This is a genomic window from Terrisporobacter sp., from assembly GCF_017888745.1.
Classification (GTDB): domain Bacteria; phylum Bacillota; class Clostridia; order Peptostreptococcales; family Peptostreptococcaceae; genus Terrisporobacter.
Genome location: NZ_JAGHFM010000223.1, coordinates 1 through 13,375 on the forward strand (window position 1 = coordinate 1; position 13,375 = coordinate 13,375).

Annotated in this window: 12 protein-coding genes and 1 other annotated feature; of the genes, 1 reads left to right on the top strand and 11 read right to left on the bottom strand. The window is 29.1% G+C overall.

Annotated features, from left to right (window positions below; all coding sequences use genetic code 11):
• The 10 genes from J7G74_RS10615 to infC all read right to left on the bottom strand — a co-directional run.
• Positions 1 to 1,697, bottom strand: a 1,697-nt coding sequence (locus tag J7G74_RS10615; RefSeq protein WP_297135068.1) for a peptidase U32 family protein, incomplete at its 3' end; no start/stop codon positions are given.
• 74 nt (positions 1,698 to 1,771) lie between these two features.
• A complete protein-coding gene (gene zapA, locus J7G74_RS10620; RefSeq protein WP_297135069.1) occupies positions 1,772 to 2,371 on the bottom strand; it encodes a cell division protein ZapA in 600 nt (199 codons plus the stop codon).
• Between the two features lie 27 nt (positions 2,372 to 2,398).
• Positions 2,399 to 4,792, bottom strand: coding sequence for a phenylalanine--tRNA ligase subunit beta (gene pheT / locus J7G74_RS10625; RefSeq protein ID WP_297135071.1), 2,394 nt, complete (start codon positions 4,790 to 4,792; stop codon positions 2,399 to 2,401).
• A gap of 18 nt (positions 4,793 to 4,810) precedes the next feature.
• Entirely contained in the window at positions 4,811 to 5,830 is a 1,020-nt protein-coding gene (pheS, locus tag J7G74_RS10630; protein WP_297135073.1) for a phenylalanine--tRNA ligase subunit alpha, read from the bottom strand.
• Positions 5,831 to 5,910: 80 nt separating this feature from the next.
• Positions 5,911 to 6,142: a binding site (T-box leader), on the bottom strand.
• 51 nt (positions 6,143 to 6,193) lie between these two features.
• Positions 6,194 to 6,991: a TrmH family RNA methyltransferase gene (locus tag J7G74_RS10635; RefSeq protein WP_297135075.1), complete on the bottom strand. Its 798-nt coding sequence runs from the start codon at positions 6,989 to 6,991 to the stop codon at positions 6,194 to 6,196.
• An 11-nt stretch (positions 6,992 to 7,002) separates the two neighbouring features.
• Positions 7,003 to 7,665, bottom strand: a complete 663-nt coding sequence (locus tag J7G74_RS10640) for a potassium channel family protein (protein ID WP_297135078.1) — start codon at positions 7,663 to 7,665, stop codon at positions 7,003 to 7,005.
• 27 nt (positions 7,666 to 7,692) lie between these two features.
• The gene (locus J7G74_RS10645; RefSeq protein WP_297135081.1) at positions 7,693 to 9,072 is read right to left on the bottom strand and encodes a TrkH family potassium uptake protein; all 1,380 of its coding nucleotides are present in this window, start codon (positions 9,070 to 9,072) and stop codon (positions 7,693 to 7,695) included.
• Positions 9,073 to 9,287: 215 nt separating this feature from the next.
• Positions 9,288 to 9,644, bottom strand: a complete 357-nt coding sequence (gene rplT / locus J7G74_RS10650; RefSeq protein WP_297135082.1) for a 50S ribosomal protein L20 — start codon at positions 9,642 to 9,644, stop codon at positions 9,288 to 9,290.
• 78 nt (positions 9,645 to 9,722) lie between these two features.
• Positions 9,723 to 9,917: a 50S ribosomal protein L35 gene (gene rpmI, locus J7G74_RS10655; protein ID WP_187295287.1), complete on the bottom strand. Its 195-nt coding sequence runs from the start codon at positions 9,915 to 9,917 to the stop codon at positions 9,723 to 9,725.
• A 27-nt stretch (positions 9,918 to 9,944) separates the two neighbouring features.
• Positions 9,945 to 10,472, bottom strand: coding sequence for a translation initiation factor IF-3 (gene infC, locus J7G74_RS10660; RefSeq protein WP_330616525.1), 528 nt, complete (start codon positions 10,470 to 10,472; stop codon positions 9,945 to 9,947).
• Between the two features lie 372 nt (positions 10,473 to 10,844).
• On the opposite strand from infC, the gene J7G74_RS10665 reads away from it, so the two are divergent.
• On the top strand, positions 10,845 to 12,245 hold the full coding sequence (locus J7G74_RS10665; RefSeq protein ID WP_297135086.1) for an ATP-dependent metallopeptidase FtsH/Yme1/Tma family protein: 1,401 nt from the start codon (positions 10,845 to 10,847) through the stop codon (positions 12,243 to 12,245).
• Between the two features lie 53 nt (positions 12,246 to 12,298).
• On the opposite strand, the gene thrS is transcribed toward J7G74_RS10665, so the two are convergent.
• The coding region (thrS, locus tag J7G74_RS10670) for a threonine--tRNA ligase (protein ID WP_297135087.1) at positions 12,299 to 13,375 on the bottom strand (1,077 nt) is incomplete at its 5' end.

Genomic DNA, 13,375 nt, shown 5'->3' on the forward strand with positions numbered 1-13,375 from the left:
ATATGTAGCGCCTCTTCAATAGTAGAAGCATCTTCATAGTATATGGCATCTATTTCAAAATTTAAAACTTCTTTTAATTGTTCTAAATTTTTAACTTTGACTCTAATTTTCTTATCTTTATTTCTTTTCACTACCTGAGGATTATAAAATATGTTTTTATCTTTATATTTTCTTCCTTTAACAGGTATTCTTTCTTCACTTAGTATATCAATACATTCTCTTCTCATTTGGTTGATAACACTTATAGGTAAACTAACTCCTTCATCCAATTCAATCTCTATATTTCTTAGTTCATAAGGAGTATTTCCTAATTTTCTAAGTTGAGTTTCTATTTTTTCTTCACTCATTGGAACTTTTAATGCTTTTTCAACTATAAAATCACCTTTAACTAGTGCTTCATTTCCTTGTAAGTCTTTGAATTTTATAATAGGATTTTCATTTAATTTAATTATAACTTGTCCATCTATAAAGCTTTTAGCTAATTCTTTTTCTTGTTTAAAAGTACTTTGAACTCTATCTATTAATTTAGTATCAGATGTCTTAAATACCATTTGATTTCTTCTAGCTTCACCAATAAAGTCTATCTCTATAGTTTCACCTTTATAACCAATATCAGTAATTTCTTTTCCTTTTATAATTCTACCTATTACCCCTCCACCTAAATTAATTCCGTCACCTTTTTTTAGGTTTTCTTCTAGAGCAATTTTTAATCTTTTAGCTTTTTTATTATAGTCTACTACTCTTCCTATATATAAACCTTGGTTATTAGGTATTTGAGAATTCATAACATCTTTCCCTACTTGGCCAAGTAAAAGTCCTTTTGTAAATTTTCTGTTGAAAATAGTATATAAATCAGTCATTATATCATGAGACACATTTATTCTCTTGTTTCTTAAGTAATCATCAATTGCTTCTTTATAACTTCCAACAACTGTAGCAACATATTCAGGCTTTTTCATTCTTCCTTCAATCTTAAGAGAATAAACTCCGGCATCGATTATTTTATTAATTTCTTCTATTGCATTTAAATCTCTAGTACTTAATAAATAATCTCCATCAGAAGATACTTCTTCACCTGTATAAATATCTATCATTTTATATTTTTGTCTACATGGCTGAGCACATCTCCCTCTATTACCTGATCTATTACCTATCATACTACTCATTAAACATTGACCTGAATAACATACACATAAAGCTCCATGAACAAATACTTCTATATCAACGTTAGTATTATCACAAATATGTTTTATCTCATCTACATTTAATTCTCTTGCTAAAACAACTCTATCAAAACCTAAACTCTCTAAATATTTAACATCCTCAAGTGAATGAGCAACCATTTGAGTACTCGCATGCAATTCAAAATCAGGAAGAAGTTTTTTTATAGTCATTGCAGCACCAATATCTTGTAATATCAATGCATCAATATCTATGTCATATAAAAATTTAACATATTCGATAAAGTCTTCTAATTCACTTTGTTTTATAAGAGTGTTTGTCGTTACAAAGACCCTTACACCTCTAATATGTGCATATTTTACAGCTTCCTTTAATTCATCTCTATCAAAATTATTTGCAGATGCTCTCGCACTAAAATCTTTACCTCCTAAATAAACTGCATGTGCCCCATTTTGAACTGCAGCTTTTAAAGATTCAAAAGAACCTACTGGAGCTAGTAATTCTACATCCTTCATATATAACCTCCATTTTTATATTAAAAGGGTGTTTCAAAATTTCTAACAATTTGAAACACCCCCATGATATTTACTTATAGAGCACCTTCTCTATTTTTTAGCTTATTCTCTAATTCTGTGTGCTTCAGTTGTAATTCATAAGTCTTATTTTGCCATTCACATGACATATTTTCAGCTACTCTAGCCCTTTCATTAGCCTCAGTAGCTTCAGCTCTTAATCCTTCAACTTCAGCTTTATATTTTTCTATTTCTGATTTAATTTCTTCAGTATACTTGTTTAGATTTTCAATTTCATTATCTTTTTCTCTTAACTTAACATTAAGTTCTTCTATAAGATAATCTTTTTCTATCATTTCTTGTTCTTTTTGCTCTAACTCACCATTGATATACTCAACTTCTACCTTTGCTTCTTCAGTTGGATTGTTAATTTCATTTTTTAATGCTTCAAGTTCATTGTGTAATTCTTCATTTTCACTGGAACAATCAAATAAAATATCTGCAATATTTAAAGAAGCAACTATAGAAGTAGTAACTATATTAAGCTTAGGATTACCTTCTTTAACCTTTTTCATTTCTTCATCTACATATCTAGCTATGGTTTTCATTTGCTCTGGATTCTTCTTACTAACTATGTTATATTCAGAACCTTGAATCTTAACAATTACCTTATTCATCTCACTAATCCCCCGATCAAAGATGAGTTAGTTTGATCTTAGTTTTGCATCTAGTTTTTCTTCTAACTCTCTTATTATATTATGGTGTACTTTATTTACATCTTCATCTGTAAGAGTTTTATCTTTACTTCTATATATAATAGAATATGCTATTGATTTGTATCCTTCTGCTATTTGAGAACCTTTATATACATCAAATAATTTATAACTTTCTAATAAATTTTCTCCATTAGCTTTTATTATATCTTCTATTTGCTTAACTATTATTTCGTCTTTTACTAATAATGCTATATCTCTAGAAGTTGATGGATATTTTGGTAATGTATTATAGATTATTGTTTTATCTGATTTATCAAATACTAAATCTAAATCTAGCTCTGCAAGATATACTCTTTGTCCTAAGTTGTAGTTATCTACCACTTCTGGATGAACTTCTCCAAAAGTACCAATGTATATACCATTATACATTATTGTAGCACATCTTCCTGGATGGAATGTAGTATTATTAGTTTCTGGTATAATTTCATATCCTTCAAATCCAACAGCTTCAAGTATAGTCTCTAAAGCTCCTTTTAATACAAAGAAGTCAACTTCTTTTCCATACATACCAACACATAAGTGATTAGTTTCTATTGGAAGTCCTTCTTGTGGAGTAAATGTATGGCCACATTCAAATGCTAATGCACTTTCTACTTTACGAGATATGTTTGTATATAAAACATTTAACATACTTGGCATCATAGTAGTTCTCATTACAGAAGTATCTTCTCCAAGCGGATTTATTAATTCAACATAATTTCTCTTTTTATCATCTTTAGGTAATTTTATTTTATCTAAAGATTTAGGACTTACAAATGAATAAGTTAATATTTCATTTAATCCTACACTTGTAGCTGTATTTTTAATTGTATCCATAAATTTTTGTTTTGGAGTTTTAACACCAGCAGTTGCATTACCCTCTAGTTGTTCAGATGGTATATTTTCAAATCCATATATTCTAGCTATTTCTTCATATATATCAGCTTCTTGTTCTATATCTAATCTGAATGATGGAACTTCTATAAATAACTCTTCATCAGATATTAGTTTACATTTGAACTCTAAATCTTCTAATATTTTAATAAATCCATCTAAAGATAAATCTATTCCTATATTTTTTATTATTCTACTTGGATTTACAGTTAAAGTTTGAGATTCTTGTTTATTTGGATAATCTTCCACAGTACCTCTTAATACTCTACCTGCTCCTAACATTTCTACTAATTGACATGCTCTTTCTACACCTGTTATTGATAAGTTTGTATCTATACCTTTTTCATATCTTCCAGATGCTTCAGTTCTAAGTCCTAGCTTTTTAGAAGTTGCTCTTATGCTATCTGCATTAAATGCAGCCCCTTCAAATAAAACTTCTTTAGTATTATCAGTTATTTCTGAGTTTAATCCACCCATTACACCAGCTATAGCAACTGTTTTTTCTCCATCAGTTATAACTAACATATCTTTATCTAAAGTTCTTTCAACTTCATCTAAAGTTGTAAATTTTTCACCTTCTTCTGCATTTCTAACAACTATTTTACCCGTTGGAAGTTGATTTAAATCAAATGCATGTAATGGTTGACCTTGCTCTAACATTACGAAGTTAGTTATATCAACTATATTATTTATAGGTCTAACGCCAGCTTCTATTAATCTTCTTTGCATCCAATATGGAGATGGCTCTATTTTTACATCTTTAATTATTCTTGCACCATATCTCATGCAAAGCTCTGGATTTTCAACTTTTACTTCAAAGTTTATTTCTTCATCGCAACCTTTTACTTCTATTTTAGGATAATTTATTTTTTCTCCTATAGTAACTGATGCTTCTCTAGCTATACCTATCATTGATCTACAATCAGGTCTATTGGCAGTTAATTCAAAATCTATTATAGCATCATTTATACCAAGGAATTCTTTTATATCTTGGCCTAATACTATATTCTCCATGTCATTTAAAATATATATTCCGCCTTTGCTTCTTTCATTAACATAGTTTTCATCTATTCCTAATTCTTCGGCAGAACATAACATACCATGAGATGCTTCACCTCTTAATTTACCTTTTTTAATTTTTATACCACCAGGTAATGTAGAGTTTACTTTAGCAACTGGTATTATATCTCCTTCAGAAACATTTTTTGCTCCCGTACATATTTGAACAAGCTCTTCTTCTCCAACATTAACTTGACAAACTACAAGTTTATCAGCATTTGGATGTTGTTTTATTTCTTCTATTTTACCTACTACTACATTACTTATTTCTTTGCCTAAAAATTCTATAGTTTCAACTTTTGTTCCAGTCATAGTCATTTTATCAGCAAATTCTACTGTATCCATATCTATATTAACGTAATCTCTAATCCATTTTACAGGTACTAACATTTTATTTTCCTCCTTTTATTAGAATTGATTTAAAAATCTCATATCATTTTCAACTAATAATCTAATATCATCTATCTCATATTTAAGCATAGCAAGTCTTTCAACTCCCATACCAAATGCAAATCCACTATATACTTCTGGATCTATACCACAGTTTCTAAGTACGTTTGGATGAACCATACCTGCTCCAAGTATTTCTATCCAACCTTCACCTTTGCACATTGCACAACCATCTCCACCACATTTAAAGCATGTAACATCTATCTCAGCACTTGGCTCCGTGAATGGGAAGTTATGAGGTCTAAATTTAGTTCTAGTTTTATCTCCGAATAATTTCTTAACAAATAATTCTAAAGTTCCTTTAAATTGAGCCATAGTTATATCTTTACCAACTACTAACCCTTCTATTTGATGGAACATTGGTGAATGTGTAGCATCTAATGAATCATTTCTAAAACATCTACCTGGAGATATTATTTTTATTGGTAACTCTTGACTCTTCATAGTTCTCACTTGTACTGGAGATGTTTGCGTTCTAAGTAATAATTCACTATTTATATAGAAGGTATCCGACATATCTCTTGATGGATGATTCTTTGGTGCATTTAAGGCATCGAAGTTATTTTCTATAGTTTCAACTTCTGGACCTTCTGCTACTGAGAATCCTATTCCCATGAATATTTCAGTAACCTCATCTATTATTTGAGTTATAGGATGTCTTTTACCAACTTTAAAAACTCTACCTGGCATAGTAACATCTATTACCTCTTTAGCAAGTTTTTTTTCTAAATCTGCCTTCTTTATTTCTTCTTTTTTTGAGTTTATTTCTACCTCTATAGCTTCTCTGACTTCATTAGCTATTTTACCCATTTCCGGTCTTTCTTCCGCAGATAATTTACCCATACCTTTTAGTATTGCAGTAAGTTCACCTTTTTTACCAGAGTATTTAACTCTTAAGCTATCTAACTCTTCCATTGAAGAAGATTCTTTAATTTCACTTAAAGCCCTCTCTTTTAAGCTTATTAATTGTTCTTTCACGTTTTTCACCCTTTCATATATTTTAATAAAAATGATTTTAAAAATAAATTTTTCTTACAATAAAAAAGCCCTTCATCCCAGCTAGGGACGAAAGACTGTTATTCGCGGTACCACCCTAGTAGTTTAATAATAAAAATATTAATAAACCACTCAATTAAACTTAACGCGTTCAACGTTAAAGCCTACTTATTTCTGTTCAACTTTAATGCTCCAGAGGGAACTTCTTATAAATTCTTAGTAAATACTCTCAGCAAATGTATTTTTCTCTTTCCTAAGTTAAATTATAATACTTTTCTCTATCATCACTTTTAATATTTAGTTTTTGTTCATATTATAACATACATAATATAGTCCTTCAACAGATTACCCTAAATATTTTTTTATTTCATACATTAATATAGCTGATGAAATAGCTGCATTTAAGGATTCTGCATTACCATATATAGGTATCTTTACTAATATGTCTGACTCTTTTATTAAATCATCATTTACTCCATTAGCTTCATTACCTATTACTAAAGCAACTTTATTATCATAATTAGTTTTATGATAGTAATTGTCTGTATCTAAATAGCTAGATACTATTTTAAAATTATTATTTCTTAATTCATTTATACATTCTTCTTGAGTAGCATGTATAATTTTCATATCAAATATAGAGCCCATAGTAGATCTTATAACTTTAGGATTATATATATCTACACATCCTTTTAAAGCAACTATGGCATCTATACCTGCTGCATCTGCAGTTCTTATTATTGTTCCCATATTGCCTGGATCTTGTATCCTGTCCAATATAAGTACAAATTTATCATTATTTTCTATATTATGTTCAATTTTTCTTTCTTTAAACTTAATTACTCCTAATATTCCTTGAGTATTTTCCGTATCTACTAATTCTTTAAATATCTTATTAGTAGTTTTAAATATCTTAATATTATTCTCCTCTAGTACTTTAAGGAATTCATTATGTTCATCTTTATCTTCAAATGTTTCATTTATAAATACATAATCTAAATCGGCATTACATTCAATTGCTAGTGTTAATATCCTATATCCTTCTATGATATATTTAGATTCTTTTTGTCTATTTTTACTTTTTAATAATGATTTAGTATATTTTACTCTTTCATTATCCTTACTACTTATGTTGATAGGCATTTTATATTCTCCTATTTTAGATTTTTGTCTTTAGCAACAATAGTACTTATATTGCTATTTTTACCTATAACTACTAATATGCTATTTTGTTGTAATTGTTCTTCTGGAGAAGGTATAACATTTATTTTATCTCCATTCTTTATAGCTAATATTGTTATTTCATATTTAGCCCTTAAATCTAACTCTATTAATGTTTTTCCTACCCATTTGTTTGGTGTAACAATTTCCATAATTGAGTATTCTGGATCTAATTCTATATGGTCTAATATATTATCCGATACTAAATTGTGCGCAACTCTTATTCCCATATCCCTTTCTGGAAATACTACTCTGTCTGCTCCTATTTTATAAAGTACCTTAGCTTGAAGTTCATCTTTAGCTTTACATACAACTTGTTCAACTCCCATTTCTTTTGCAATAAGAGTTGCCATTATAGAAGCCCTTATATCAGAACCTATTGCTATTATTGCCACATCAAAGTTTCCTAATCCTAATGATCTAAGAGCAAGCTCATCAGTTACATCTACAACTGCTACATGAGTAACTTTATCTGATAAATTTTGAATTACTTCTTCATTTTTATCTATAGCCATAACTTGATGCCCTAATAAATTCATAGTAGTTGCAAGAGAAGAACCAAATCTTCCACATCCTATAACTATATATTGTTTCATAAATTTCATCCTTTCAAATATATGATTTTATCCAACTATTATTTTTCCTTCTGGATATCTAATTTTAGATTTTACCTTAGTATTTCTAGATAATAAAGCTATAAATATAGTAAGAGATCCTACTCTTCCCAAGAACATTAATGTTATAATTAATAACTTACCTAAAAAAGTTAATTGATAGCTACCTCCTATACTAAGACCAACTGTAGCAAATGCTGATACAACCTCAAAACTTGCCTCAATTAAAGTAAATTCAGGGTTTACAATTGTAAAAGCTAGTATAGCAATTAATACTATAGAAACACCTACGAAAAATATCCCTAATGATTTTCTTATGGTTCCTGCTCCTATCCTTCTTTGATATACCTCTATATCCTCTTTCCCTAATATAAAAGCTTTTACAGTTAAGAAAAGTGTAGCAATGGTAGTTGTCTTAAGTCCTCCACCAGTAGATGCTGGTGAACCTCCTATAAGCATTAAAATAACCATCAGAAATAATGTACTTTCTCCTAATAAAGTTAAATCTACAGTATTGAATCCTGCTGTCCTTAAAGTTACAGATTGAAATGCAGATGATAGAACTTTTCCTTTTACATCTAAACTACCTAAGGTGTTTTTGTTATTAAATTCAGCAATAAAAATAAATAAAAATCCAATCACTATAAGAATAGCTGAAGTATTTATAACAATCTTAGAATGTATGTTTAACTTAGAGTATTTTTTATTGTTTATTATATCTAATAAAACTGGGAAACCTATCCCTCCTAGTATAATTAATCCGCATATTACAAAATTGACTAGAGTATTATTTGTAAAATAAGTCAAAGATGAGTATTGTTCTCCTGTAATAGCACTCATTAAATCAAAACCTGCATTGCAAAAAGCAGAAATTGAGTGGAATATACTATACCAAATTCCTTTAGCTAAACCTAATCTAGGAATAAATATTGTAGATAATAATAATGCGCCTATACCTTCTATGGCTAATGTCATTACAATTATGTATCTAGTTAATTTTACTAAACCTGATAAATCCCTTTGATTCAAAGATTCTTGTATTAATAATCGTTCTCTTAAATTTATTTTTTTCCTTGTTAAAAGAGAAAACATAGTAGCAATAGTCATGAATCCCAATCCACCAGTTTGTATTAAAGTTATAATTATAAATTGACCAAATTCATTCCAATAGCTTGCTGTATCCACAACTACTAGGCCTGTCACACATACTGCTGATGTAGCAGTAAATAAGGCATTTAAAAATCCTATACTCTCACCATTATTGGTAGATATAGGTAAATTTAACATAAGTGCCCCAAATAATATTAATGTACCAAATCCAATGACCATTACTTGGGTTGGGTCCATAGAATTAATTTTCAAGGGCAGCTTTTTTAATATGTTTATCAACTCTTTTCACCCCTCCTTATATATTAATGAAATTTAATATTTTATTAAATTGTATAATAGATAACAACATTATACTATATTAGCAGCACTAATATATATTAATTATTTTTAATATTTATCTTATTGTATTTATTTATTCTTATTATGCAAAAAAGCATCTATAAACGACTATTGTCTTTTATAGATGCTTAAATATTCATAATTATAGTAAATTACTAAGCTAATTTAGCTTTTGCAACTTCTACTAATTTAGCAAATCCTTGTGGATCATGTATTGCCATTTCAGATAACATTTTTCTGTTAACTTCAACACCTGCTAATTTTAATCCATTCATTAATCTTGAGTAAGATAATCCATTCATTCTAGCAGCTGCATTTATTCTTTGTATCCAAAGTTTTCTGAAATCTCTTTTCTTTAATTTTCTACCTATATAAGCGTTTTTTAATGCTTTCATTACGAAAGTATTAGCTGGTCTATATAATTTGCTTCTAGATCCTCTGAATCCTTTTGCAAGTTTTAACATTTTTTTATGCTTTTTACGAGCATTCATAGCTCCTTTTACTCTTGCCATGTTCATGACCTCCTTTATTCTGTATGTTGTTTAATATTTTTTCGTTTCGTTTATATTTCTAATTTAATTAACTTAATCTTAGTAAGGTAATAATTGTGCTATTCTTTTAGCATCACCTTCGCTAACTATAGCAGATTGTCTTAAGTTCATTTTAGTTTTAGCTGATTTCTTAGTTAATATATGGCTTTTAAAAGCTTTAGCTCTTTTTAATTTTCCGCTTCCAGTTTTTTTGAATCTTTTAGCTGCTCCTCTATGAGTTTTCATTTTTGGCATGATAAGTTCCTCCTCTCAGTTAATCATCTATTTTTTTGGATCTATAATTACAACCATGTTATTCCCCTCAAATGCTGGGGCTTTTGTTGGTTCTCCAAACTCTTTAACTATATCGATAAATTTAAGCATAACTTCTTTACCAATATCTTTATGTCCTAGTTCTCTTCCTCTAAAACGAAGTTCAACTTTTACTTTATCTCCTTTTTTAAGGAATTTGATAGCATTATTAGCTTTTGTATTTAAATCATTAGCCTCAATACCTGGTCTAAGTCTTATCTCTTTAACTGTTATAGTCTTTTGATTTTTTCTAGCTTCTTTTTCTTTTCTAGATTGTTCATATTTATACTTGCCATAATCCATTATTTTACAAACAGGTGGCTTCGCATTTGGTGATATTTTAACTAAATCTAGGTTTTTGCTATTAGCCATAGCTTGTGCTTCTCTAGAAGACATTATTCCTAATTGTTCTCCAGTTTCAGAAATAACTCTTAATTCCTTATCTCTTATTTGATCATTGATTGATAATTCTTTGCTAATTGTAGGACACCTCCAAATTTTTTATATAAAACAAAAGCGAATGATTAAAATATCATCCGCTATATAAGTCAAAATTGCACTTAATTTATGAAATATACATAAATTAAACTTATATTAACCTTACTAACCCTAGGCGTAAGGTGAGAAACGGACTTCTTCTTGTTTTATTAATATATTTTTCGTAGCAATTAACACTACTCTATATAATATACTCTCTTTCAAATAAAATGTCAACTATTTTTTTATTTTTTTGATTCTCAAACAATCTTTTATTATTATATCACATATATAATTTTTTTTATTTATTTTTTTTAAATTTTTGATAATAAATTTTTACATCTTTGGAAAATATAAAGTAAGTAATAATTATATTCCTAGAGGTGCTTAACTATGAATTTTATAAATAATTTTTTAAAGAAAATTAATAATCCAGCCCCTGTATTTGCACAGACAAGACTGGAAAAAGACAACCCATCGGAAGATCATAATAGTAGTAAACCTAAAACAACTTTTAGAGATGTTGCTGGTTTAGATGAAGTAAAAGAAGAACTCTTTGAAATTGTAGATTTCATGAAATCTCCAGAGAAATACATAAAAATGGGAGCAAAAATACCAAAAGGAATTTTATTCTATGGCCCCCCAGGAACAGGTAAAACTCTGCTTGCTTCTGCAGTCGCAGGTGAAACTAACTCTGCATTTTTCAATGTAACTGGTTCAGAATTCGTGGAAAAATATGTAGGTGTTGGAGCAAAAAGAGTTCGTACCCTTTTCGAAAAAGCTAGAAAGGAAGCTCCTAGTATAATTTTTATCGATGAAATAGATGCTATTGGAGCTAGAAGACATTCAGAGAGTAATAACGAAAAAGATCAAACATTAAATCAACTACTTGTTGAAATGGATGGTTTTAATAAAGATGACAATATAATAATTGTAGGAGCCACAAATAGGTTAGACTTATTAGATGAAGCTTTATTAAGACCAGGAAGATTTGATAGACATATACGTATCAATTCCCCTAATTACAATAGTAGATATGAAATATTAAAAGTTCATACTAATAATAAACCATTACACAAAGATGTTGACTTAAAATTATTAGCTAAAAAAACACATGGATTTAACGGGGCTCATCTAGCCAACATAGCAAATGAAGCTGCTATATTTGCCGTAAGGGATAATAGCACTGAAATTACTCCTATTCATTTTGATAAAGCTCTTGAAAGAGTAATCGCTGGAATAGAACAAAAAAATTCTGTTTTAATTGAAAAAGAAAAGAAAATAGTATCCTATCATGAAGCAGGTCATGCTATAGTTAGTAATATTGTAAATATATGTCCTATACAAAAAATATCTATCGTTCCACGCGGAGAAGCCTTAGGATATGTACTTCAATTACCAGACGAAGATAGATACATATATACTAAAGAAGAGTTAATCGGTAAAATCAAAATTCTCTTAGCAGGAAAAGCTGCAGAAGAAGTAATTTTCAATCACCTTTCAACAGGTGCTAGAGATGATTTAAAGAAAGTAACAGAAATAGCAGATCAGATGGTTTGTGAATATGGAATGAGTGAGTTGGGATTCATGACAATTGAAGGTAACTCAAAATCTTTTCTTTCTGAACAAGTTCAAAGAGAAGCTAACAAAATTGTTGAAGATTGTTATAAAGAAACAGTAGAATTAATAAAAAGTAATTTAAACGATTTGCATATAGTTGCTAATTATTTACACGATAAAGAAACTATGACATTAGAAGAACTTCAGTCATTAATCCAGAAAGAACCTTGCTAATAAATAAAAATAACCTGAGACTTTAATCTCAGGTTATTTTTATTTAAATTAATCTAGTCTTGTATTACATTAACTCTTTCTTCATCTTCTTTTAGTACCATAGATACAAATTCATCTACGTTCATACTTCCCATTTCGCCTTTATCTCTTGATCTTACAGCAACTTGGTTTTCTGCGGCTTCTTTTTCACCCACTATTAACATATAAGGTATTTTTTGAAGTTGAGCCTCTCTAATTTTAAATCCTATTTTTTCAGCTCTATCATCCATTTCTACTCTTATACCTTTATCAAATAAAGCTTTTTTAACTTCATTTGCATAGTCAAGGTACTTATCTGATATAGGTAATATTGTTACTTGAGTTGGAGCTAACCAAACTGGGAATTTACCAGCATAATGCTCTATTAATATACCTATGAATCTTTCTATACTTCCAAATGCTACTCTGTGTATCATAACTGGTCTATGTTTTTCTCCATCTTGACCAACATAAGTTATATCAAATCTTTGAGGTAAATGCATATCTAATTGGATAGTACCACATTGCCATGTTCTTCCTAAACAATCTTTTAAGTGGAAATCTATCTTAGGACCGTAGAATGCTCCATCTCCTTCATTTAATATATATGGAAGATTTAATTCTTCTAAAGCTTCTCTTAATCCATTTTCAGCAGCTTCCCAATCTTGATCAGTTCCTATTGAATTTTCTGGTCTAGTAGATAACTCTAAGTGGTATTCAAATCCAAAAGTCTTGTAAACTCTATCTATTAAATCTACAACACCTTTTATTTGATCTTTTATTTGTTCTGGTAACATGAATATATGAGCATCATCTTGAGTAAAGGCTCTAACTCTCATTAATCCATGTAGTGCACCTGATAATTCATGTCTATGAACTCTTCCTAACTCTGCAACCTTCATTGGAAACTCTTTATATGAATGTGGCTTAGAGTTATAGTATATTAATGAACCTGGACAGTTCATTGGTTTTATAGCAAACTGTTGTTCATCTATATCTACAGTATACATATTTTCTTTATAGTTAAACCAGTGTCCTGAAGTTTCCCATAATTTTTGGTTTAATATTATTGGAGTTTCAATTTCTTGGTATCCATCTTCTCTGTGTATTTC

Excerpts from the sequence above, each read along its gene's own strand:
- zapA (WP_297135069.1), bottom strand. The coding sequence starts at position 2,371 with ATGAATAAGGTAATTGTTAAGATTCAAGGTTCTGAATATAACATAGTT.
- pheT (WP_297135071.1), bottom strand. The coding sequence starts at position 4,792 with ATGTTAGTACCTGTAAAATGGATTAGAGATTACGTTAATATAGATATG.
- J7G74_RS10635 (WP_297135075.1), bottom strand. The coding sequence starts at position 6,991 with ATGCCTATCAACATAAGTAGTAAGGATAATGAAAGAGTAAAATATACT.
- J7G74_RS10640 (WP_297135078.1), bottom strand. The coding sequence starts at position 7,665 with ATGAAACAATATATAGTTATAGGATGTGGAAGATTTGGTTCTTCTCTT.
- rplT (WP_297135082.1), bottom strand. The coding sequence starts at position 9,644 with ATGGCAAGAGTAAAAGGAGCTATGAATGCTCGTAAAAAGCATAAAAAA.
- rpmI (WP_187295287.1), bottom strand. The coding sequence starts at position 9,917 with ATGCCAAAAATGAAAACTCATAGAGGAGCAGCTAAAAGATTCAAAAAA.
- J7G74_RS10665 (WP_297135086.1), top strand. The coding sequence starts at position 10,845 with ATGAATTTTATAAATAATTTTTTAAAGAAAATTAATAATCCAGCCCCT.